The sequence below is a fragment of the Rhodocytophaga rosea genome, from assembly GCF_010119975.1.
GTDB classification, from domain to species: Bacteria; Bacteroidota; Bacteroidia; order Cytophagales; family 172606-1; genus Rhodocytophaga; species Rhodocytophaga rosea.
In genome coordinates this window covers 1,096,569-1,119,983 of sequence record NZ_CP048222.1, presented here as the reverse complement: position 1 = coordinate 1,119,983, position 23,415 = coordinate 1,096,569, and the positions used below count along the sequence as shown (strand labels likewise).

Here is a 23,415-nt window from a genome sequence, read left to right as displayed (position 1 = left end):
ATTGAGTGAATGAATAAATGAGCGAGTATTCTTCCTATCATTCCAACCATTCAACCTTCTAATACTTCAGCCATTCAACTACTGAGCATTGACTTTTACTATTATGAGCAAGCAATTAGGCATTTGCCTGTATTTCCTGGGAGAAGATAACCAGCCACTGACAGGCATTCAAAAAGGCTGGGTAAGTGTATTCAAAGAATATTTAATGTATGTATTAGCAGAGCAAAAAGGAATAGAAATATCTTTTATTGAGTCATCTGACCTGATTCAACTGGCGCAAACTGGTTTTGACAGACCTCTGCTCATGATAACTATTCTTTCATCCTTAATGGAGCAGCCTGAAAAACGGGCACAGGCAGAACAGTTTCTGACAGACGTGCAAGCAGCCGGGCTTTCTTTACAGGGGGTTTGTAAAGTATTTAAAGAACCAGTAGCATCTACTACTGAACCAGTTTTATTACAATCTCATAAACCCTACCTACTCTATACCATCGACCGTCAGACAGGACTGCCTTTAACCCCAGACAGTCAGTTAGCTTATGAATACATCAGCGGATTTCTATTCAAACTATTCGATCTGGCTTCAGATATAGAAAAGGCCATTGGTGAACAAACCGAGCAGGATAGTACAGATGAGAAGCTTAAATCGGTCTACCTGGCCGAAAGTGGATATGACCTGCTGCCAGTCCGGCAATCTATTGAGCGGGAGCTACTCAGGCATGGGTATCTAGTATATCCAGATAAGCCCTATGCAGGAGGTCTGGCAGATGTGTCATATACGGTTCTGGAAGACTTAAAAAAGTGTAGCTTATCTATTCATCTGTTTGGAAAAAATGATTCGGCTACCCTGCTGCAAAATGGAAATTCGGTAAGCGTGCTTGAAAATGAACTGGCCGCCAGATATTTCCTCGAAATGAAGCATTCAAATACGTTTAAACGCATCATATGGATGCCGGAGGGGCTTAAACCAGCCAGCGAAAAACAACAGTTTTTGCTGCGCGATATACAAAAACAAGAACGTTTACATGCGGGCGCTGATGTAATTACCTGTCCGGTAGAAGAATTGAAAGACATCATTATAGAAAAGCTTCGTCCGGAAACTTCTGAGGAGATGTTTATTCAACCAGCAGCTACTTCCGGAACTTCTCTTAAAAAAGTATACCTGCTTTCTGATTTTGCGCATGAAGAAAGTATACAGGGTGTAAAAGAATTATTACAGCAAAGTGGATTGGAGGTAGTATTGCCCCAAGTGTTAACTGACCAGAAACAAATGATGGGAATCCACCAGCAAAACCTCCTACAGTCGGATGCTATTTTATTTTTGCATACACATGGGCATACCCATTGGCTGCGAAGTAAAATAAATGATTCGCTCCGGGTAAAGGGGTTTAATCCCAGTAAAAAATATGCATGTAAAGCAATCATCAGCAGTCAGATGGGCCAGTTACCTAATGATCCGGTTTTTTCCGATATATTATTATTGCCTTCTGTGGGCGAGATCAATATGGACCTGTTAAGTCCTTTTTTACATAGGCTCAATTAGGAAATGGATAATTAATAATTGAAAATGGATAATTCATTCAGGAATCCTGTAATTCTATAATCCAGTAAACCAGTAATTTTATTTCAGTCATGCTTACATCAACCTTTGCAGAAAGCCAGATACGGTCTACACAAAAACTGAATCCTTTTCCGGGTTTGCGGCCTTTTAAATATGAGGAAAGCCACCTTTTCTTTGGAAGGGAAGGACAGGTAGACCAAGTATTAGATAAGTTGATTCACAACCGGTTTGTTGCCGTATTGGGTACATCAGGGATAGGAAAATCCTCATTTCTGAACTGTGGCTTGCTTCCTATTCTATACGGCGATTATGCTACTGAAAGCAGTGCACAATGGGAAGTTTGCACATTCCGGCCAGGTGCTTCTCCCATCCGTAATATGGCCGAAGCGCTTACTGAAACGATACTGGCTAATGAAACGGACGAAGAAAAAAAAATGGTAATCCGCAATATGGAATATAGCCTGTTGTGTGAGAGTTCTTTGGGCCTGGTAGAAAGTGTACGGAGTAAATTTGCCAGAGAACCGAAAAACTACCTGATGTACATAGATCAGTTTGAAGAATTATTCCGGTTCAAAAATATAGATAGTACTTCTGTAGAAGAAGCGGCCGCTTTTGTGAAATTACTTGTAACAGCCGTTCGCCAGAGTGAAGTACCGGTTTATGTAATTATTACTCTTCGCTCCGATTTTGTGGGCGATTGTTCACAGTATCCGCAGCTCACCAAGCTCATCAACGATAGCCAGTTCCTGATTCCCCAGATGACCCGTAAAGAAAAACGCAGGGCGATTACCGGGCCAATTAGCGTGATGGGAGGAGAAATTAATGAACGCCTGGTGCAGCAACTGCTCAATGATGTAGGGGATAATCCAGACCAGCTTCCCATTATGCAACATGCCCTGATGCGTACCTGGGATTACTGGCAGCGTAATGCGCTGGCTGGCGAACCTATGAATCTGCCGCATTATGAAGCTATTGGCGGGATGGGTAGGGCCTTATCTATTCATGCAAATGAAACCTATAATGAACTCACTGACCCTCAAAAGAAAATATGCGAACGGGTATTCAAAACCATTACTGAAAAAGGAGATGAAGGCCGGGGAATCAGGCGGCCTACCAAATTACAGGAGATCGCCACTATTGCCCAGTCACCTATAGCAGAAGTAGCCGAAGTAATAGACCGTTTCCGAAGCCCGGGACGAACTTTATTAATGCCACCACATACGGTGCCGCTTGATGGGGAAAGTATTATAGATATTTCTCATGAAAGTTTGATGCGTATCTGGATAACGCTGAATAAATGGGTAGATGAAGAAGCAGAATCCTCTAAATTATATCTGCGTCTGGCAGAGGCTGCCGAACGCCACCAGCAAGGGAAAGCCGGTTTATGGCGTCCGCCTGATTTACAGATAGCCTTGCATTGGGCAGAAGAACACCAGCCTTCCTTAACCTGGGGTTTACGCTATCATCCAGCCTACGAGCGTACCATGCTTTTTCTGGATTTCAGTAAAAAAGAGTATGAAAAAGAACAGATCATCCGGGAGAAGCAGCAACGGCGTAAGCTTGTATTTTCTCGTATCCTGGCTATTATCTTTGGTATCATCGGAATTATTGTTGGTATCTTATTCATCTTCGCTTATTTTAATCAGCAGGAGGCAGAAGATCAGCGCAAGATTGCTGATGAAAAAGCCAGGGCGGCAACCATAGCAGAAGCAAAGGCTAATCAGTCGGCTCAAATAGCTGAAAAGGAACGGGAAGTTGCTAAAGTACAGGAAAAACTAGCTAGAAATGCAGAGAGTAAGGCTGTACTGGAAAGAGAAGCAGCCGATAAAGCTAAAAAAGAAGCAGAAATTAGTGCGAAAGAAGCCGAACGACAAGCAGTAATTGCTTCTGAAAAAACAGTTCTTGCCGAAATAGAAAAAGAAAACGCCAAGAATTCAGAGCAGAAAGCCATAGAAGCCAGTAACCGGGCATACAACCTGCGGTTACTTTCGATTGCCAGATCTATGGCCATTAAATCGGTTCAGTTGAGCGACACTACCCAGAAGGGTCTGGTAGCTCAGCAGGCATATTTGTTTAACAAGAATAATGGCGGCGAGCTCAATGATCCGGATATTTACGATGGAATGTACTATGCCGTAAAAGCCCTGCATGATGAATCATATAACCAGTTAAAGGTCCATTCAGCCAACGTACGGGCTTTAGTAGCCACTACTTCCGGAAATACCATGTATTCAGCGGCCAGCGATGGCATGATCTACCGCTTGAATGTAAATGACCCTTCCGGAAATAAAATGTTAATGAATGGTGCTGATGCAGCCAAAGGATACATTCATAAAGCCTTAGCGCTCAGTCCGGATGGCCGGTGGCTGGCTTCCGGAGGCGATTATGGGCACATTCAGCTTTACGATCTGACTAAACCGGCAGGAGATCTTTCTATTCAACTGAAAGGAAATATACATGAGATCTGGTATCTGGCCTTTACCCCCGATAGCAAAGGATTGATCTCTTCTGACTCTGATAAGCGGCTTATATACTGGGATATTGAATCTAAAAATCCGGTAGAAATAGCGAAAAGCGATCTGAAAATAAATTCGCTGTCACTTCATCCCCGTACAAACCAGGTAGCTATCGCCAAAGAGAATGGCCTTGTGGTACTACTAGACCGGGACAAAAGTAATGCAGAACAAATTATTTATCAGGACCCTCAGGGAATAGATATGATTTCCGTGGCTTTCAGTCCGGATGGTAAATGGCTGGCAGCCGGCAATGAGAAAGGGGTAGTTCGCCTGTTTGAAGTAAAAGTGGATGATTTTAATCTTGTGCCGCAATCGTTAACCGGACACAAAGCGAGGGTAAATACGATCCGTTTCAGCAAAGACAGCAAACGACTGGCTACGGGTAGTTTTGATAAAACGGTACGTATCTGGAGTATGAATAACACAGATGATCCGCCTATTATTCTCCGGGATCATGCCGACTGGGTATGGTCTATCGAATTCAGTCCGGATGGAGAAAAATTACTGGCTGGCTGCCGGGATTATAAAATCAGGATATGGCCTACCAATGTAAGCTCAATGGCTGATATTATTTGTAAAAAGCTTAACCGCAGCATGACAACGCCAGAATGGGAAAGGTTTGTAGCGCCTGTAAAAGAAGTACCCTATGAAACTACTTGCCGTTAGCAGGAAGCTATAGAAAATAATATTCAAACAATAGCTCTGGCTATCTAGAAAGCCAGGGCTAACCTTGCATACACAATTCTACTTTGTTGATTATGGAAATAACACTGCCAGGCTTCTCTGTTTTACACACTGTCCGTTTTTTGGCAGTTTTTGTGATTTTATTTCTACCTATTGTAGTATTTTCCCAGAGTACACTCAATAATTGTGATCCGGTGTACGAAAAAGCACTCACTGCTTACCGGGAGGGAAGAATCAACGATGTTCCAACTATCCTTAAAGATTGCCTGGAAAACTGGCAAGGTGAACGGGAGGCTGATGCACACAAGTTACTTACCAATACTTACCTCTATTTTAATGAGCGGGCACAGGCAGAAAATGCCATGCTTAACTTCCTGAAACTAAATTCTGAATATGCAATTGATGCAGATTCTACTTCAGAAAACCGGGATACCCCTGAATTTATCAACTTATACAATACTTTCCGCACCCGTCCTATTTTTCTGATTGGCGCAAAGGCAGGAGGAAACTGGAGCTTTATTAATGGAACTAAAGGCTTTAGCCTGGATAATGAGGCATTTACTGAGCAAGAATATAATGGCCGGTTAGGTTACCAGGCAGGTATAAGTGCAGAGATTCCGGTTTGGAAACAATTTGCAATTAATCCTGAGTTCTATCTGCTTGTAAAAGGTTATAAAGAAACAAGCACAATAATGGATTTTGCAAAAATCAGTTTTACTGAAACGCAATACTGGGCAGACTTACCCCTTACATTAAAATATAATGTGCTCACTAAGAATAGAAATAGAGTGCCTTTTATTAGTATCGGAAGTTCTGTGCAATATCTCATCCACTCAAATGCTGATCTGGATAGGAAAGACATAGACGTTATGACTGGTAGTATCGCCCGTGCTTTAGATCCTAAGCCGGTAAATGTTACAAATATGAGAAACAGATTAAATTACAATGCCATTATTGGTGCAGGTATTAAACTTAAAAATGTAATTGGCAAAGGGCTTATTACCATAGAAGGCAGGTATACACATGGATTAAGAAATATAGTAAATCCGGAGAAGAGAGCGGCTGGTTTATATAATTCTGACCTTGTTTATGACTTTTTGCATATTGATAATAACTTCACTATGAATACTTTCTCTGTGTCTTTAGGATATATTATGCCTCAATATAAGCCAAAAGTGCTGAGAAAGAGATAACCACCTGCTTGCTGGTAATACCTAGTGAGCAATAAATAATTTTTTCCTGATTACTTGAGTTGTTCCTGCCTTCATCATCTGGACAAGATACAAACCATTTGAATAACGACCAGTATGCAAAACGTATGTACTTGAGCCTTTTGCAATTTTATTTGAAGTAATTACTTTTCCTAAAGCATCAAAGACGGTCAATATAAAATCCTCTTCCGGAATGCTGGTGAATGATATATGTACCTTATTTGAGGCAGGGTTTGGTGATATTAGTATAGTATGATCTTGCATTGAATCCCAACCGGTAGGAATTCCATTTCTGCCTCCTGATGGATCTTTAGGCAAAGGAACTGTAATTAATTCCTGTTTTGCCTGATATACTTCTTTGGTATTCTCATCTTGAACAAAAACAATCACTGCAAATTTATTGGGTGCTGCTGCTACATCAGCAGGCAGCCAAGTTCGTTCAACTACTTCTATTCTTGCTTTATCTGTGGCTATCCAAGGTCCGGGAATATGTTTTCCGGCAGCATCAGGCAATATTTTTCTTAATACATTTTGAAAGGTGTCTGCTCCTATAATTACTTCTTTTTCAACAATAGCTACTTGTACAACCAAAGGATTATTAAAATCTTCTAAATTATCGTTTTTAAAGATGCTGGTCTTAATGTTCAGCGGATCATTTTCTCCCCCGGTTAATTGAATATCTATCTTAAATGGAGCTTCAAAAAGGATTCTTTTACTGTATTCATTTTTTCCCCATACATCTACTGAGAAGGCTTTATTTTCAAAGCTAATTCCATCCAGTACCGTTCTGTTTGATTCTGCAATCCCATATAACAATGCTCTGGCACTGGGATCAGCAGGATTACTCTTGTTAAAGGGATCATTAGCATCAGGGAAACCGGTATGATATTGTATCGCTGCTACAGCATTATTTTTTACAGTTTCATAAATTTTTTTGTTTTCCTGAATAAAATCAGGCTGAGAAGTATTGGTAAAATGTTCCAGTAATACAACCCGGTTAATTTCACCTATCCTAAAATTATCGAAGGCAAAACCATCAAATGTTTTATTTGGTGGATTATCAGCATTACTGCTAAAAGAGATACGGAAGCGTACAGGGGAATCTCCTGCTTCCTGTTGTACCTGGCTTAAATCAAATTTTGCTGTTACCCATTTACTTGTATCGGTTGAATTATAGATGTGTCCTGACCATCCAATAGCTGGGGCGGTGGTATTTTGGCCACCAGGATTACTCACAATACCAGTGGTATTATACCAGTTAATGCCCTCATTTCTTTTTCCCAACACTTTCCACAACAGTTGATCATTAAATGTTTTGCCATTATCAATAACATATTGTAATACTGCTCCATCCAGCCCTTCCTCTGTATCAGATTTTATGTTTATGGATAAATAAAGTTTGGAAGATGTATTTAACTGGAAGAAGGGACTTTCTACAAAGGAGTTTTCCAGTGAATTGTAGGTGTTTTCAGTATTGCTGGTAACCCAGGCGTGTGGAGAAGCAGCATCAGGCGTAATTACCAGGCCGGTGGGCTGAGTTAATTTCCAGCTGGTTAATGTGTCACTTTTTTGAAGCCACCCGCCTTCCCCATTTTCAAAGGTTTCTATATAAGGAAAACCGCTTCGTAAGGGAAAAATATAGACAGGTATTGTTTTTGCATCCGGACATGCACTGGTGACTAGTGTCAGGGTTACCTGATATGTTTTTGGAGTTAGAAACTTATGTTTCGGGTTATTATAAGTGCCGGTAGTTCTGCCTTCATGCGTACCGGGCAGAATAGGTCCGGTGCCTTCCTGTAAAATATCTCCATCTCCAAAATCCCATTTTTTCTTTTCTATGGTATTGCCATTAGACTGGGTTCTATCCTCAAATTCCGTAAATTCATCTTCGCCCCCTAAACGGACATTTCTAAAAACAAAATTTGCGATTGGTTTAGGACTCACACTAATAGTTATGGTCTTAATGGTGCTTTCGCAAGTACCATTATATTGGGTAACATAGATATTTACTGAATTGGCAAATGTATTATTTACTTCCGGATCATAGCTGTCACCTGAGATTGTTGTTGCCTTAGGATCGCCTTTCCGCCATAAGGTTGTAAAACCTGGACTTGCCGGAGATGACAAAGTAGGAATAGGCTCGCCGACACAATAATTATATATAAGAGACGTAATAGATGCAGCCGGCGGAACCTCTTTCAGGGTGAATTTGACTATCTTATCTATAGACTCGCACCCATTTGGATTCGTATATTTATAGGTGATCTCATACTCACCGGCAGGATAATTTGTTGCATCATTTTTCCAGGGAATTTCATAGGGTGTTCCCCGAACTTCTACCGGTGGAATGCTTCCATCAGGTCTGGCAGGTTTTTTTATCCGGAACTGCCCGGCAATACTGGATGGAATACCAGTCAAGATTACAGACTCAGTTCTGCAAAAGGAAGAAGAGGGTTCAAATTCTTGCCCACTGTTTGTAATCTGCAATTCATCGATAGTGTACAAATCTACCTTTTCAGTAACAGTATTGGCAGCGGTTGTAGATTTAGCAAGCGAGTTACCCCAAAAATCGAAATTTTCATAAGTTATCGAATAAGTGAGACTAACTTTAGTAGAGTCAATGTCACCGGCTGTTCTGGCTTTCAGCGGATTGAATTTGAAACCAGCATTTAAATCTCCGGAGATACCTTTTCCAGTTATGGAGATTAAATTATAGGTAATTGTTTGGGAATAGCATGTATAAATAGTGCCATCAAAATAACAATTAAAAGGAATACTTGAATTTGCTAAATTGAGTGTAACAGGATTCTCCTTGTTTTTTACACAATTTACATCTACAGAAGGAGTTAATCCTTTAATAACACCAATATCGGCTTTTATAGTAATAGTGGCCTGAACCGTTATAGTACATCCTGAAGGAGGAGAGTTGGGATTCTCATCCTGAGTATAGGTATAAAATATAATATTATCGCCAGGTGTGGCAAACGATGGAAAAAACTTATACTCGTTTGAGCCAGTTCTTTTTACGGCTTCACCAGTAAAAATGCCTGTACCTGTACCTGGCAGGGGTTCTCCCTCTGCATCATTATTGGGGTCAGGCACATACCTGGCATCCAGTATAATTGGGTCATCTGTAGAGAAAACATCCTTCGGAAGTTGAGTCCACCCACCAGTTGCTTTCTTTCGTATCGTAGGTATTGTAAGAGGCCTGATTGAAACTGTAATTTCATTGCTAAAACCTGATTCAGTAGGAGTACCGGTAGAGGCTACAATTTTGGCTTTTACTTTAATTTGATTCGCAGTAATATTTTTAGTAGCCGTAAAAAAATACTTATTTCCACTTATAGAATCTGTTTTACTAGGGGCTGTAATTTCTGTTCCATCTCTATAAAATTTATATGTGTATTTTGGATCTGTAGTACGGGGTAAGGGAGTAGCTATAATAGTAACAGATTCTCCCTGGCAAATTTTATTATCATCATCTGCACTTACCAGAACCGGAACTGGAGCCTGTGCGGCTGCATAACTTAACGACAACCATAGGTAACTAATAAAAAGTATTATTTTGTATAATAGCAAGTGTGCATAAAGTTTCATAGGAATTTGTCTTTGAACTGCATATTTTATTATATCCAGAGATTAAGGATATTATTTTCCTGATATTTTACCATTGGCATCAGTTTTAATCAGGCTGATAGCTGTGTTATTATTAATTTGCGCCGTACCCAAAATTATATATCCCCCATCTGATGTTTCTTTAACAAAACTTCCAGAGTCATTATTAGCGCCGCCAAACGTTTGCGGCTGTGCCCATTGAGGATTCCCTTGGTTGTCTACCTTCATCAAAAAAATATCTGAATTACCAGCAGCAGTAGTTGACCCCGTTACAATATAGCCTCCATCACTGGTAGGGTATACATAGGTTCCTGTTTCATCAGCATCGGGATGTGCAGGATCGTTAAGTGCTATTGCCCACGATTGTTGTCCGTTTTCTGTAATTTTCACCAGGAAAACATCTGTACTTTGGTCGGTTTCTATGGTACCTACAGCAATATATCCATTGCCGTTTATCTTTTGAATGGTAATACCAGAGGCATTTTGAGGTGTAACTGAATTAAAAGGAAAATCCCATTTTAAATTACCGAAGGCGTCTGATTTTACAATGCGCATACTCGTTTTAGCATTTGTAGCGTCTTCTCTTTTAAAAGTGCCGCACCAGACTAGGTCACCGTTATCTGCTTCTACAATTGTTCCTACCGTATCTATTCTTTCGGGTAAACCATATAAGCGATCAAAGATGGTTTGCTTACCATCCGGGTTTGTTTTGACCAGATATATATCTGAGGTTTCTTTATTATCAGAAGAATACGCATTCCCGATGAGGGCCAGCCCTCCGCTTGTGGTGGCTTGTAAATACCGGCCTTCCGTATTCATCCCATTCCTGCCAAAAGCTTTGGTAAATGTTGTATCGCCTTGCTGGTTAATTTTTAATAAATAGAACTTTTTACTGTTATCTTGGGTGGTATATCCTAAAATAAATAAACCATCTGTAGTGGATGCTATAGATTTACCTTCATCATCTGATAAACTGCCATATGACTTTTGCCATTTTCTGTTTCCGTTGTTATCTGTGCCAATAATAAACACATCTTTTCCTCCCTGGCCAAACGATTCAGTAGAACCCACAATAATAAACCCCTGTCCAGGAATTTCTTCCACGGCATATGCTTTTTCGTCAAAGGCACCCCCATAAAACTTAATAAATTCTCCGGAAGTATCCGGATCGATGGCATCATCGCAACTCAGCATGAGCAGGCAGATAAACAAAGCCAGATATGACTTGGATCTCATGAATTGGTACATTTAACGTATCTGTAAAGGATGAATGAAACTGTGCCCGGATGATGTTTTTGGAGCTGTAAAGGCGTGTATTATAATAAAACAGATAGCGAATCTACGTAACCTGATTTGATGTTGCCTCCAGGCTTAATTTATTAATCTTACTAAAGTAAACTGTATAAAATAATTATTTTTTGCAGTATTCTTGTAATCACTTTTCAACAGGTGTAAGCTGGTTAAATAAGACTATTCTGATAAGCATAATGGCACAGGTAATGCTCTCTATAGATGATAAGTAAGAAGAAAGCAAACTCACTTTTTCTTTTTGAATAAGCCAGTTATAGGTTTAAAATTACCCATCACTTTTTTCATGAACCCTTCTGTTTCTTTCTTTTCTGCTTCCAGGTAATTGAGAGAATCACTAATCTTTTTACCTTCCTTTTTTAGTTCATAATAGCAAAACAGCGTAAGGTCGGCTACATTTTCACGTTTTTCTACCTTCTTCAGTAACCCTGATTCAATAATTTTACAAAAACCATCTGTAAACAAAGCCGATTGATTGACCAGAGTAGCAGACTTATGCGGATATTTTAAGGAATAATAACCGGTAGTATCCAGCACGATAAAAATCCAGTCTTTTTTATCTTTGATTGCATAGAGATTATACTTATTACCTGCCGTAGACAATCCTCCATAGCTTGCTTCCAGTGTTTTTAACTGGTTTTCTACACAATTATCCTGTGGTATTTCTGAAAATTGATTATGAGTGGCAAGAGTACTACTATTACCCAAACAAAGTAAAAATGTTAATCCAATGAAACAGGATTTTAACATAATGAAATGATTTGTAGTTTATCGTGTTGATTGACCGGAAAGCCAATAAGTATTTATATGTGAATGATACTAAATCCGAAGCGAAACCTGTACGCCAAACAAACTACTCTCCGTTGTTATGCAATAGTTGACCGGTCGTACAAAATACCTGTTTAAAGCAGAATTGGGTAAAAAATATATGATATGTTGTAAGTGTCAGTAATGTAATCATATATATGAAAATACGCTACACTATTGTAAGGAAAATTTCTGTGAATCCTTATAAACAGCTCGTTTATTGACGATAAGTAAATGATTGTCAGAATTCAAGATACTGATTGTTTCTTAATGCTGGAAACTGTTAAAAGAAACCTTTCCATACATCAATACTATCCACTTAATTACAAAAATTTATTTGAGTAATAAAAATTATGCATAATGTTTTATTATTTAAAATATTTTATATTTTGCAAATAAAATCACATGTTTCAGCGAAAGGCAATAATTTTTTAAGTCCAAAACTCAATGCCAGAATAAGGACAAAAAAAATAGTCAATGGTGGTTTACTTCTTTCCAGTTTTTATATTAAGCTATAAATAATTTAATATATAATTATACTTAATTAATAAAATTAAATCTGCCGGTCTGAGTTGTAGTTCCCTATACTTTTTAAAAAGTATGCTTGAATCATCAGGCAAACACTAATCTATACATTAGTACTTTCCCAGCTAAACAAGTTTATTTATCATATGTCTACTCAAACAGTCTTGCTTGCCTGTGTCCTGGCTTTTGCCTGCTGTGTAGGTTGTCAGCAGACGTATGCCCAGGAAAGCCTGAAGGGTAAGCTGGATTCCTATGTAGACACCAATAAGAAAAATGCAGAGACAAAAGAGGCTGAAGCGAAAGCTAAACAGGAAGCGCTTATCAAAGAAGCAACTGAGAAAAATAAACTACCTATAGCCGATACGCCTGTAAATGAACAGAATGCACTTACACCTGTTGTAAATCCGGAAGCTGGTAACCCTATTCAGTTTACTGCCCAGCAATTGCCTGAAGAGGGTATGCTGATTAATGAGGAAATAGATTCAGCAGCTTTCAAAAAAAGACTGGTTAATGTACGCAAAACGGCAATTACTGATAATTTATCGGAAGAAGGATGGCAGAAAAAATTTCTGATCACGGAAGAAAATGCCTATAAAAAACAGCATATACTGGATCCTGCTAAAAAAGTATTCGGATGGCATCCTTACTGGATGGGTACGGCTTATAAAAGTTATAATTTCTCCTTATTATCAGCTGTGGCCTATTTTTCCTATGAATTAAATCCGGCAAGCGGCAATTATACCAGTATTCACGACTGGAAAACAACGGCACTGATAGATTCTGCCCATCAGCATAATTGTAAAGTTCTGCTGAGTGTGAGCAATACAGGATATAAGAATAATTCAACGTTTCTTTCTAACCTGAATGCGCAGCGCAATTTTATCAACACACTCATTCCTTTGCTGAGTGAACGGAATGGCGATGGCGTACATATCGATTTTGAACAGATTCCTGCAAACAAACGGCAGGCATTTACCAATTTTATTATAGATCTGTCTAATAGCCTCCGGGCTGTGAGGAAGGATTATATGATTACGCTGGCAATTCCTCCCATAGATTTTGAGAATGTATACGAAGTAAAACAACTGAATAATTATATTGATCTGTATGTGGCCCTGGGCTATGAATTTTATGGCACTGGCAGCTCGGTAGCCGGTCCGCTGGCGCCAGTAACCAGTGGCCAGTTCTGGTGGCTCTATAATCTGGAAAGAGTTGTGGACGAGTATTTAATATCTGGCATACCGCCGGCTAAATTTTTGCTCGCTGTGCCTTATTACGGCGCAGAATGGCAAACCAATGATCTGAAATTTCCTTCTCCCGCCAAACGGTTTATTCAATATCCGATGTACCGCTCGATCCGGAAAACACATGGCAGTATGCCTTGTTGTGTGGATCAGCCGAGTATGAGTAAAGTGTATGTGTACCGGGATAATAATAACAATTACCGGCAGATCTGGTATGAAGATAGTCTATCGCTGAGCATGAAGTACGACTGGGTGAACGGGAAAAAACTGGGGGGTATTGGCATATGGGCTTTGGGCTATGACAACGGTTATGATGAGTTATGGAAAGTGATTGCAGCAAAATTTACAGCAAAGGAAAAACCTGTAGCGGCTAAAAATGCCTCAAAGCTTAATACTGGTGCCTTTAACCGCTTTCTGAACCTGGCAACCCGTGTACTTACCAATCCCAAATCACTACTGACCAATCCGCGTTCTTTGGTTTCTATATTCGGGCTTATTTTCGGGGTAAGCGTAACCGGCGTACTCGTATTATTCCGCTATGGATACCGGATTAAGAGGCTTACAGGCCTGATGATTAAAGGAGGGGTGGCACTTTCGGTGCTTGTGTTGATTGCGCTGGTGTTTTTTGCATTCAAATTTACCGACGTAAATGAAATCACTTTTCTGTTGCTGGGCTTTCTGATCGGAGCTATTATTTTCTATCTGTTCAGCCGGCCTTTCCTATCAGAAAAAGATTTACCATAAACGGATCAGTCAGCAGTTACTGGTCAATAGTTGTTAGGACAAGTTTGATTTTCTTTATGACTATTGACCTACACCAATACTGTTTCACAATTGCAAACCAATGAATTCTGACTGAGGATAGTTGATTAACCATTGTTTCCATGATCTATTATGCACTTACGGCGGTGGCTGAAAAACTGAATGCCTATTTCAGGAACAGGTTTGCATTGGGTCAGGATAAGGTAATTATTTCAGGCATTGTCAACCAGGATGGGAGTATCGCTATTACTGATCCGGATAAAGTGGTGCTGACGCTGGTGAATCTGCAACAGGAAACTGTAGGCAGAATCAATATACCGAATAATAATCCATCGATTCATATCAATTTGTTTGTGCTGTTTTCGGTGTATTTTAATGAAAATAACTATGCAGAAGGGCTCAAATTTTTGTCGGCTGTCATTAGTTTTTTTCAGGCCAATAATGTGTTGAACCACCAGAATACACCAGATCTGGACGAAAATATCGACAAACTGGTATTTGAGATGGTAAACCAGGATTTTCAGAACCTGAGTTATCTGTGGGGGGTACTGGGGGGCAAATACCTGCCATCGGTGCTCTACAAAGTACGGATGATCACCTTTCAGGAAGGTAATATTACGGGCGATCTTTCGCTGTTCAAAGGCCTGGGAAATAACCTGTAAGTGAATTGAAAATGGATAGTTGATAATTCATTCAGTAATCCTGTAATTCTATTATTTAGTAAGTGAATACACACATTTAAAGATTAAAAAATCTGAAATTAATAATTGATATTCAATACATTACTGAAAATCTATCTATAATTTAATTCTGTTGACTCACTTAAGTAAATCAACAGAATTAAATTAGAATAAGTATTTTTACGGGATGAGCCGTCAAGAACGTTATGTAGAGCTAGATGCTTTAGAGAAACTCACCTTAGAAGAAGGTTTGCAGAATCATCCCAAAACAGAATTCCGCAAGCATTGCCAGATGCTCTTGTTTAGTGCCAAAGGTAAAACGGCTAAGGAAATTGCCTTACTACTTGACAGCAATTACCAGAGTGTGCTCAATTGCTTTACCAACTGGCAGCAGAAAGGCTTAGTAGGCCTGATGCGATCAAGGGGGCAGGGTCGAAAAGCGACACTGTCCCAAGTGGATGAGGGGCAACTAAAAGCCATCATCAGTGAGTACCGGCAAAGTGCCCGTAAAGCCACTGCTCAACTTGAGAAAGAACTAGCCGTAAAGGTGCATCCGGAGACGCTAAGGCGTTTTTTAAAAAGCGTCTCTACACTTTCCGTCGCCTGCGTAAGAGCCTCAAAAGCAAACAAGACCCGCTTGAAAGACAAGCCAAAGAAGCACAGTTAGCCAAACTATGGCAGCTATACAAACTAAAAGCCATTGACTTATTCTTTGGTGATGAGACTTGTCTGTCGATGGATCCCTGCCTACCCTATGGCTGGCAATTGAAGGGAGAAACCATCGGCATTCTGCCTCGCAAAGACAAGAAGATCAACCTGCTAGGCTTTTTCCAAACAGATAATAGTGCCACTACTTACCAAACCCAAGCCAATGTGACAAGTAAATTTATCATTGACTCCATCCACCACTTTTGTGAGCAACTCATTAAACCTACCGTGTTGGTGATAGATAATGCCCCTACCCACACAAGTGAAGCCTTTTTAGCAGAAGTGGAACAATGGCAGCAAAAAGATTTGTATATTTTCTTTTTGCCCCGGTATTGTCCCCATCTGAACAAGGCCGAGATCTATTGGCGAAAGCTCAAGTATGAGTGGCTAAAAGCAGATGATTATCTCAACTTCGAGTGCTTTCAAGCTAAACTCAATACTGTCTTAGCAGGCATCGGCACTCAATATAACATCCGTTTTAAAGAACAATTCAATTTATAAGCTAATTCTGTTGATATGCTTAATTCATAAATAAATAGGTAACCGCCTTATGTTTGAAGTTCAGTTTGCCTACCAGACGCTGTTTACCTTAAAAGTAACGCATACCTATTATGCGCAGCAGACAAGTCCGGATTTCAAGATTAAACCTACGGCAGCCAGCCTGAAGCTGGCGGAGAAGATGGGTGTGATCCTAAAAGCAGATGAAAGTGGTATTATTGTGATTGGAGATGTATCCAGGCCGGAAACGCTTCTATATTACCTGGAACAGATGGAAGGGCTAAAATTTACATTCTGGCTGCATTGCTCACAGCCCTATTTTATCAGCATTACCCGTCTGCCTACCGAAAATCTACATACTTTGTTGTATTTCAGCAATAGTACTGCACATAAAAAGGGAACGGAGGAATCCTTATTACATCAGGCTTCTTTCGTGAGTGCCGCCGATAGATATCCTGTAAAATCAGGTGAGTACGAAATTCCGGCACAGTCAAAAGAAACAAATCTGGAATTACAGGATGACAGGGGCAGAACGCTGAAAACAGGAATAGCTCTGGCTAATCTTCCCTTTAGATTTGACCTAAATGGACTTCCGGAAGGAAAATATAAAGTTATTGTTGGAAAGAAAGAACTTGAAACATTTGTACATACTGGTATCAGGCCGGATCTGAAAGCCATTGGTCTGGTAGAAATATTTCTGACTGGTGCTTTAAAGGATGAATTGATTCAAATCATTAAAGAAAGAGATACGCCAGGTACTAGAGCATATAAGATCGCTTTTCAGGCCAGGTCTACCTACTGGAAATATTTGATTGTACCTAAATACAGCAATGGCTTACAGCATGCGAGCATTGCTACCAACGATAAGAATATAGCTTTTAAAGGTCCTGAAAAGATAACCTTGGCCAATGGAGATTCCGCTTTCATGTTCCAGTCTGAAGAAGTATTGCCGCTGAGCGAATCTGCACCCTACCTATTTCAATTGAAGAAAAATAAAAATGCCGATGAAAATAATGGCCGCATCATCATCAACCGCTTACCCCATCCGTCTCTGGGCTTAGTAAAACCCCAGTCCCGGAGCGACGACTCCAAAGTATTTTCAGAAATCCTAGTCTATATTTAACATTCCTCACCCAAATCAAATTATTCATCATGGCACAAACGTTAGCAACCCCCGGGGTTTATGTGGAAGAGAAAAAAGCCTTCCCCAACTCGCTGGTCAGTATCCCAACGGCAGTTCCTACTTTTATCGGATATACCGAAAAAGCAGGCCGAGGCGGACAATCCCTCATCAACCGCCCTATTCGTGTTACTTCTCTGGCCGACTATCAGAGTATTTTTGGTGGCGGATTTCCGGGCACATTTACGATTAAAGCAGCACCCAATGCCTTGCAGGAATTTGATTTTGAACTGGATGGAAAAGGATATAGCCTGCTGTCGGATATGACCTCCAAATTTTTGCTTTATAACAGCATCCGTATGTTTTTTGCCAATGGCGGAAAAAACTGCTATGTGATTTCTGTAGGTTCTTATTATGCACCTGCTTTGCCTGCCAAACCTGAAAAAACAACTAAAGAACCTAAAGACGAAGTTCCAAAAGAAGACGCAGGCGTGAAGATTGTGGAAAAAGCCGGAAAAGCAGCTGATGCTGGTAAACGAAGAATCAATTCAATTAATAAAAAAGCCCTGGAAGATGCGATAGGCGTACTCATCAGTGAGGAAGAGCCTACCTTGCTTATTATTCCGGAAGCAGTAATGCTGGAAGAAGCCGATTGTTATGCCTTGCAGCAGGCCATGTTATTGCATTGTGGCTTTAAGATGAGAAACCGATTTGCTATTTTGGATGTATACAATGGCTTTTTGCCCAGAACCTATGATGAAAACGATGTGATCACCAGATTCCGGGAAGGAGTAGGTTCCAATAATTTAAGTTATGGGGCTGCCTATTATCCCTGGGTATATTCATCCATTGTGCAGAATGAAGAAGTAAGCTATAAAAGTGTCTCCAATATCGATCAACTTGAAACTTTATTGTCCAGAGAAGCTGAACTGACTACCGATAATCCAAAGAAAGTAGACGAAATTAAAACAGAGGTCCGGAAGTTATCGCAGGCAGATACAGATGCCGACACCCTCAACCAGACTTTACTGGCAATCAGTCCTACATTTAAAACCATTATGCAGAAGGTACGGGCGCAAATGAATGTGATTCCACCTAGTGCAGGGATGGCAGGGGTATATGCTGCAGTAGATAATACCAGAGGCGTATGGAAAGCGCCAGCCAATGTGGGTTTCAATTCTGTAATTGCCCCGGTGGTAAAACTCACCAACGACGATCAGGAAGACCTTAATGTAACCGTTACCGGTAAATCAGTAAATGCGATCCGTTCCTTTATCGGCCAGGGTACCGTGATCTGGGGTGCCAGAACTTTGGATGGCAACAGCCAGGATTACCGTTATATTAACGTTCGACGGACATTGATTTACATGGAGCAGTCTATTAAACTCGCTGCCAAAGCCTATGTGTACGAACCCAATACGGCAGCTACCTGGATTCTGATCCGCAGCATGATTGCATCTTTCCTGGATGATCTATGGCGGCAGGGTGGTCTGGTGGGTACTACACCAGATCAGGCTTATGAAGTACTGGTTGGACTAGGCACCACGATGACTCCCAATGATATTCTGGATGGCATTATGCGCATTAGTGTGAAAGTAGCTATTTCCCGTCCGGCTGAATTCATTGTAATTACTTTCCAGCAAAAGATGCAGGAGAGCTAAGAATTAGAAAATTAACATCTAATAAATAATTTCAACTTGAAATTGATTATAAACATAAACCCTAAAAACATAAAATTATGGCAGATGCAGTATGGCCGATTCCGAAGTTCCACTTCGATGTAACATGGGACGGCGGCGAATTATCTTTTACAGAAGTAACAGGCCTGGTAATGGAAAGCCAGACCATTGACTACCGTGCTGGCGACGATGAGCGCTTTCTGGTGCAGAAAGTTCCTGGATTGAAAAAAACCAGCAACATTACCCTCAAAAAAGGTATGTTTAAAGGCGATGATGCCCTTTGGGACTGGTATAATCTTTCCCAGACTGATCCTGCCAGACGTAAGGATATCACCATTAAATTGCTGGATGAAGAACATCATGCCGTATTCACCTGGCTCATCCGGCATGCCTTTCCAGTTAAAATATCTTCGCCAGACCTTAAGTCGGATGCTAATGAAATTGCCATTGAAACTTTTGAACTGGCACACGAAGGCATAGAACTTACAGCAGAAAGTTAGAATGGCAACTTATTATTATCCACCGGTAGGTTTTCATTTTAAAGTAAAAGTAAGTGATAATACTTTCGGTGAAATCGATGCCGGTTTTCAGGAAGCTTCCGGAATTTCCATGGAGATCAAAACAGAAGATGTAACAGAAGGAGGGGAAAACGGATTTGTTCACCGTCTCCCCCAATCTGTTCAGTATTCCCCTTTGGTTTTAAAAAGAGGACTGGTGGTACAAGGTTCCAAACTGGATAAATGGTGCCGCGATACCATACAATCAAACTTTATGAACATTCAGCGGAAAGATATTTTAGTGAGTTTGCTTTCGGTGGAGAAGCATCAGCCCATTATGTCATGGAGCTTTAAAAAAGCTTACCCTACTAAATTTGAGATTTCAAATTTTAATGCAAGCAATAATGAAATCGTAGTGGCTACCCTACAGTTTACTTACACAAAATTCGAGCTGGTACACCCAAGTGAATAATTGATTCAAATTGAATACAAATTTCTCTACACTTACATTTATGCCCATTGAAATTAAAGAGCTGGTAGTCCGGATTATTGTCCAGGATAAATCTCATCCACAAATACACGACCCCAACCGAATGCCAGCTATATCTGTTAGGGAAATTGTGGAGGAATGTGTAGAGAAAGTAATGGAAAAGTTAGAAGCCAAACTGGAAAGATAGCAGCTAATGAGCTTAACCAAATTGAAAATTGGGTCATATCAGAATGCTACTTGTGAGGGACAACCCAAAGAGACATTTATTGCCCTTATTAATCCGGCTACCATCAGCCGCAAGCTGAGCGTATCCCTTAGCAATCAAAGCCAGCCACCTGGAAGGGCAGGTTCTGAATCCAAATACAAAAATACAGAACCGGAAACAATATCTTTCGATTTGTATTTAGATGGTACTGGTGCTATTGATGATGACGGGCAAACACCTAAAAAAACGGTAACAGATCTGGTAAACAAATTTCTGAAAGTAGCCCTTGCTTTTGATGGCAAGATTCATGAACCGCCCTATACCAAGATAAACTGGGGAACACTCGAATTTAAAGGCCGTATTACAACCTGCGACATTAGTTACACCCTTTTTGATTCTGATGGCGACCCTCTCCGGGCAAAATTGGGTTTGAGTTTCAATGGAGCAAGCACGCCTGATGAACAAAATAAGCGGGAAAACCGGAATTCACCGGATTTATCTCATACGCTGGTCGTAAATGAAGGAGATACCCTTCCACTGATGTGTAATAAAATTTATAAAGACAGCACCCTATATGTGCAAGTGGCCAGAATAAACGGATTGGTTAATTTCAGAAACCTAATTCCCGGTACTACTCTACTATTTCCTCCTATTAAATAAACATATGGCTGGTAATCAAGAACAGGAAGGAGGAGTTGTATCTTATAACATCCTTACCAATGGCAAGGTGAATACAGCCGGGTATGACCTGATGTCTATTCAGGTTACAAAAGGAATTAATAAGATTTCTACCGCTAAATTGAAAATAGTAGATGGTGGTGTATCTGAAAATCAACCCTGGAACCAGAGTGACTCCAAGGATTTCGCTCCGGGTGTGGAAATAGAAATTCAGGCGGGGTATGAAAACAATAATAAAACCATATTTAAAGGCATTATTATTAAGCATGGATTAAAAATTACTAAATCCGGTGATTCTTATTTAAGCATTGAATGCAAAGACAAAGCGGTTAAACTCACCGTGGGTAGAAAAAATAAATTGTTTGTTAAGAAAAAAGATAGTGATATTCTGACGGAAATAATAAATGCGTATGGCATAGAAAAACAAATAGATGCCACTACTTTTCAGCACAAAGAAGTAATACAGCACTATTGTACCGACTGGGATTTTGTGATGATGCGTGCTGAAATCAATGGACTAGTTGCCATCACTGATGATGGAAAACTGCTTGTAAAAAAACCTGACCTAAGCAGCGAACCGGTCGTTTCGATAACCTATGGCGTTAATATGTATGATTTTCAGGCGGATATGGATGCCCGTACGCAGCTCACAAAAGTGGTTGCCCATGCCTGGGATTCAGATAAACAGGCACTGGTAGAATCTTCTTCAAAAACGCCCGATGAGCTTAGTCAGGGCAGTACCCCATCTTCTAAGCTGGCTCAAACCATCGGATTAGATGAGTATTTATTGCAGACAACTGCCGGCATTAAAGATGTAAGTGTGCTGGAAGCCTGGGCCAATGCCAAGCATACCCGGTCGTATTTATCGAAAATTAAAGGTACAGTAACCTGCATAGGCACAGCCGCTATAAAGCCCGGTACCCTGATAGAATTATCCGGATTGAGCAGCCAGTTTAATGGAAAGGCTTTTGTAAGTGGGGTGACCCACATTGTGGAAGAAGGAAACTGGACTACTACGGCTGAAATGGGGCTTTCCTTTGATTGGTTTTCCGAAGAAACCCCTTTAATTGATGCGCCTCCGGCATCGGGAATGGTGGCTCCGATGAAGGGCTTGTTCATAGCAAAAGTGGTCAAAATTGACGAAGACGAAGCTGGAGAATACCGCATACAAATAAAAATTCCAATCCTGGGAGATAACCAGGGCTGGTGGGCCAGGCTATCTACCATGTATGCTACCAATGAGTCGGGTACATTTTTTTATCCGGAGGTGGGCGACGAAGTGATTGTTGGTTTTCTGAATGAAGATCCACAGTATCCCATTATTATGGGTTCTGTACACAGTAAAAGTTCTAAACCGCCTTTCATACCGGAAAATACCAATAAGACCAAAGGATTTGTTACCAGAAGCAAGCTTAAGATCACCTTTGATGACGAGAAAAAAATTACAAAAATTGAGACGCCCGGCGGAAACTCTATTACCCTGAATGATGACGAAAGGAATATCATTATTGAGGATCAGAACAAAAATAAAATAGAGATGAATAAGGAGGGGATCGCTATTACCAGTCAGAAAGATATTATCATGAAGGCACAAGGAAAAATAGTGATGGAAGCACAGGGTAATATAGAGGCGAAAGCAACAGGGGATGCCAAAGTAGAAGGAATGAATGTAGCTATGAAAGGCAGTATGAAGTTTGCTGCGGAAGGTGCCATGACAGAAGTAAAAGGTTCCGGCCAGACGACCATCAAAGGCGGCATTGTAATGATTAATTGAGAATGGAAAATTGAAAAATTACTTAGTCATTTATAATTCATAAGTCTATGCCTCCAGCTGCCAGATCTACCGATATGCATGTTTGCCCGATGCTAACTGCATTAGTACCACATGTAGGTGGCCCCATTATAGGGCCAGGATGCCCTACTGTATTGATTGGGGGGATGCCTGCTGCCATAGTAGGAGATATAGTCGTTTGCACTGGCCCACCAGATACCATTATTAAAGGCTCAGCTACTGTGTTAATAGGAGGGATGCCTGCTGCCAGACTAGGTGATTCTACCGCACATGGCGGAACTATTATTTTGGGCTGTATGACAGTAATGATTGGAGGATAATTATTAATTACGAATGACCAATGACTAAATTATCATGAAACACCGTAAAACTTTTCTGGGAATTGGCTGGCAGTTTCCACCTACTTTCGATAAACGGTCTGGCAGTGTGATGCTGGTTTCAGAAGAAGAGGACATCCGGGAAAGCCTGCAAATTCTTATGTCTACCAGACCTGGCGAAAGAATCATGTTACCTCAATATGGATGCGATCTGGATTCTTTTGTGTTTCAATCGGTGAACAGTACGCTTATCAATGAAATGAAAAGCAAAATTGAATTTGCTGTGCTCTATTTTGAACCCAGAATCACTCTCAATCAGGTAGATATAAAATTAGATGAACATATAGATGGGTTGTTACTGATAGAATTAATATATATCATCAGAAAAACAAATACCCGAAGTAATATGGTATATCCATTCTATATTATTGAGGGCAATGAAGTCCGCTATAAGCCGGCTAGTCTGTAAATGAATTGTAAGATTGTAGGCTTGCAAGGCTAATTTAGTAAGCTTCAAA

General features: G+C 40.4%; 19 protein-coding genes. 16 read left to right on the top strand and 3 right to left on the bottom strand.

The features are described from left to right. Positions 1-103 precede the first annotated feature (103 nt). The 3 genes from GXP67_RS04805 (at position 104) to GXP67_RS04795 (ending at position 5,954) form a co-directional block, all read left to right on the top strand. Positions 104-1,543 carry a hypothetical protein gene (locus tag GXP67_RS04805; protein WP_162442112.1) on the top strand — a complete coding sequence of 480 codons (1,440 nt, stop codon included), beginning with the start codon at positions 104-106 and terminating at the stop codon, positions 1,541-1,543. Positions 1,544-1,632: 89 nt separating this feature from the next. Next, on the top strand, positions 1,633-4,743 hold the full coding sequence (locus GXP67_RS04800) for an nSTAND1 domain-containing NTPase (protein WP_162442111.1): 3,111 nt from the start codon (positions 1,633-1,635) through the stop codon (positions 4,741-4,743). A gap of 92 nt (positions 4,744-4,835) precedes the next feature. Further along, positions 4,836-5,954 (top strand): porin family protein, encoded by a 1,119-nt coding sequence (locus tag GXP67_RS04795; RefSeq protein WP_162442110.1) that lies wholly within the window; start codon positions 4,836-4,838, stop codon positions 5,952-5,954. 21 nt (positions 5,955-5,975) lie between these two features. On the opposite strand, the gene GXP67_RS04790 is transcribed toward GXP67_RS04795, so the two are convergent. The 3 genes from GXP67_RS04790 to GXP67_RS04780 form a co-directional block, all read right to left on the bottom strand. After that, positions 5,976-9,569 (bottom strand): T9SS type A sorting domain-containing protein, encoded by a 3,594-nt coding sequence (locus GXP67_RS04790; RefSeq protein ID WP_162442109.1) that lies wholly within the window; start codon positions 9,567-9,569, stop codon positions 5,976-5,978. 51 nt (positions 9,570-9,620) lie between these two features. Next, positions 9,621-10,823, bottom strand: coding sequence for a hypothetical protein (locus GXP67_RS04785; RefSeq protein WP_162442108.1), 1,203 nt, complete (start codon positions 10,821-10,823; stop codon positions 9,621-9,623). 300 nt (positions 10,824-11,123) lie between these two features. Then, on the bottom strand, positions 11,124-11,645 hold the full coding sequence (locus tag GXP67_RS04780; protein ID WP_162442107.1) for a hypothetical protein: 522 nt from the start codon (positions 11,643-11,645) through the stop codon (positions 11,124-11,126). A 728-nt stretch (positions 11,646-12,373) separates the two neighbouring features. On the opposite strand from GXP67_RS04780, the gene GXP67_RS04775 reads away from it, so the two are divergent. The 13 genes from GXP67_RS04775 to GXP67_RS04715 all read left to right on the top strand — a co-directional run bounded on the left by GXP67_RS04775 (position 12,374) and on the right by GXP67_RS04715 (position 23,366). Continuing rightward, positions 12,374-14,215, top strand: coding sequence for a glycosyl hydrolase family 18 protein (locus tag GXP67_RS04775; RefSeq protein ID WP_162442106.1), 1,842 nt, complete (start codon positions 12,374-12,376; stop codon positions 14,213-14,215). Between the two features lie 140 nt (positions 14,216-14,355). Further along, a complete protein-coding gene (locus tag GXP67_RS04770; protein ID WP_162442105.1) occupies positions 14,356-14,895 on the top strand; it encodes a contractile injection system cap protein in 540 nt (179 codons plus the stop codon). Positions 14,896-15,100: 205 nt separating this feature from the next. Beyond that, positions 15,101-15,580, top strand: coding sequence for a helix-turn-helix domain-containing protein (locus tag GXP67_RS04765; protein ID WP_162442104.1), 480 nt, complete (start codon positions 15,101-15,103; stop codon positions 15,578-15,580). Further along, positions 15,517-16,122 (top strand): IS630 family transposase, encoded by a 606-nt coding sequence (locus GXP67_RS04760; RefSeq protein ID WP_162447799.1) that lies wholly within the window; start codon positions 15,517-15,519, stop codon positions 16,120-16,122. The genes GXP67_RS04765 and GXP67_RS04760 overlap by 64 nt, the downstream gene beginning before the upstream one ends. Positions 16,123-16,171: 49 nt before the next feature. After that, positions 16,172-17,242 (top strand): hypothetical protein, encoded by a 1,071-nt coding sequence (locus GXP67_RS04755; RefSeq protein ID WP_162442103.1) that lies wholly within the window; start codon positions 16,172-16,174, stop codon positions 17,240-17,242. A gap of 29 nt (positions 17,243-17,271) precedes the next feature. Then, positions 17,272-18,900 (top strand): contractile injection system sheath protein, encoded by a 1,629-nt coding sequence (locus tag GXP67_RS04750; RefSeq protein WP_162442102.1) that lies wholly within the window; start codon positions 17,272-17,274, stop codon positions 18,898-18,900. Positions 18,901-18,977: 77 nt separating this feature from the next. Beyond that, positions 18,978-19,418, top strand: coding sequence for a phage tail protein (locus tag GXP67_RS04745; protein WP_162442101.1), 441 nt, complete (start codon positions 18,978-18,980; stop codon positions 19,416-19,418). Between the two features lies 1 nt (position 19,419). Continuing rightward, positions 19,420-19,887: a phage tail protein gene (locus GXP67_RS04740; RefSeq protein WP_162442100.1), complete on the top strand. Its 468-nt coding sequence runs from the start codon at positions 19,420-19,422 to the stop codon at positions 19,885-19,887. 40 nt (positions 19,888-19,927) lie between these two features. Beyond that, positions 19,928-20,092: a DUF5908 family protein gene (locus GXP67_RS04735; protein WP_162442099.1), complete on the top strand. Its 165-nt coding sequence runs from the start codon at positions 19,928-19,930 to the stop codon at positions 20,090-20,092. A 6-nt stretch (positions 20,093-20,098) separates the two neighbouring features. Next, a complete protein-coding gene (locus GXP67_RS04730; RefSeq protein ID WP_162442098.1) occupies positions 20,099-20,770 on the top strand; it encodes a CIS tube protein in 672 nt (223 codons plus the stop codon). 4 nt (positions 20,771-20,774) lie between these two features. Beyond that, complete coding sequence (vgrG, locus tag GXP67_RS04725; protein ID WP_162442097.1) at positions 20,775-22,562, top strand: type VI secretion system tip protein VgrG; 1,788 nt, start codon at positions 20,775-20,777, stop codon at positions 22,560-22,562. A 47-nt stretch (positions 22,563-22,609) separates the two neighbouring features. Next, positions 22,610-22,900, top strand: coding sequence for a PAAR domain-containing contractile injection system baseplate protein (locus GXP67_RS04720; protein WP_162442096.1), 291 nt, complete (start codon positions 22,610-22,612; stop codon positions 22,898-22,900). A 34-nt stretch (positions 22,901-22,934) separates the two neighbouring features. Then, the gene (locus tag GXP67_RS04715; protein ID WP_162442095.1) at positions 22,935-23,366 is read left to right on the top strand and encodes a gp25 family contractile injection system sheath assembly initiator; all 432 of its coding nucleotides are present in this window, start codon (positions 22,935-22,937) and stop codon (positions 23,364-23,366) included. The last annotated feature ends 49 nt before the right edge of the window (positions 23,367-23,415 follow it).

Excerpts from the sequence above, each read along its gene's own strand:
- GXP67_RS04805 (WP_162442112.1), top strand. The coding sequence starts at position 104 with ATGAGCAAGCAATTAGGCATTTGCCTGTATTTCCTGGGAGAAGATAAC.
- GXP67_RS04800 (WP_162442111.1), top strand. The coding sequence starts at position 1,633 with ATGCTTACATCAACCTTTGCAGAAAGCCAGATACGGTCTACACAAAAA.
- GXP67_RS04795 (WP_162442110.1), top strand. The coding sequence starts at position 4,836 with ATGGAAATAACACTGCCAGGCTTCTCTGTTTTACACACTGTCCGTTTT.
- GXP67_RS04790 (WP_162442109.1), bottom strand. The coding sequence starts at position 9,569 with ATGAAACTTTATGCACACTTGCTATTATACAAAATAATACTTTTTATT.
- GXP67_RS04785 (WP_162442108.1), bottom strand. The coding sequence starts at position 10,823 with ATGAGATCCAAGTCATATCTGGCTTTGTTTATCTGCCTGCTCATGCTG.
- GXP67_RS04780 (WP_162442107.1), bottom strand. The coding sequence starts at position 11,645 with ATGTTAAAATCCTGTTTCATTGGATTAACATTTTTACTTTGTTTGGGT.
- GXP67_RS04775 (WP_162442106.1), top strand. The coding sequence starts at position 12,374 with ATGTCTACTCAAACAGTCTTGCTTGCCTGTGTCCTGGCTTTTGCCTGC.
- GXP67_RS04770 (WP_162442105.1), top strand. The coding sequence starts at position 14,356 with ATGATCTATTATGCACTTACGGCGGTGGCTGAAAAACTGAATGCCTAT.
- GXP67_RS04765 (WP_162442104.1), top strand. The coding sequence starts at position 15,101 with ATGAGCCGTCAAGAACGTTATGTAGAGCTAGATGCTTTAGAGAAACTC.
- GXP67_RS04755 (WP_162442103.1), top strand. The coding sequence starts at position 16,172 with ATGTTTGAAGTTCAGTTTGCCTACCAGACGCTGTTTACCTTAAAAGTA.
- GXP67_RS04750 (WP_162442102.1), top strand. The coding sequence starts at position 17,272 with ATGGCACAAACGTTAGCAACCCCCGGGGTTTATGTGGAAGAGAAAAAA.
- GXP67_RS04745 (WP_162442101.1), top strand. The coding sequence starts at position 18,978 with ATGGCAGATGCAGTATGGCCGATTCCGAAGTTCCACTTCGATGTAACA.
- GXP67_RS04740 (WP_162442100.1), top strand. The coding sequence starts at position 19,420 with ATGGCAACTTATTATTATCCACCGGTAGGTTTTCATTTTAAAGTAAAA.
- GXP67_RS04735 (WP_162442099.1), top strand. The coding sequence starts at position 19,928 with ATGCCCATTGAAATTAAAGAGCTGGTAGTCCGGATTATTGTCCAGGAT.
- GXP67_RS04730 (WP_162442098.1), top strand. The coding sequence starts at position 20,099 with ATGAGCTTAACCAAATTGAAAATTGGGTCATATCAGAATGCTACTTGT.
- vgrG (WP_162442097.1), top strand. The coding sequence starts at position 20,775 with ATGGCTGGTAATCAAGAACAGGAAGGAGGAGTTGTATCTTATAACATC.
- GXP67_RS04720 (WP_162442096.1), top strand. The coding sequence starts at position 22,610 with ATGCCTCCAGCTGCCAGATCTACCGATATGCATGTTTGCCCGATGCTA.
- GXP67_RS04715 (WP_162442095.1), top strand. The coding sequence starts at position 22,935 with ATGAAACACCGTAAAACTTTTCTGGGAATTGGCTGGCAGTTTCCACCT.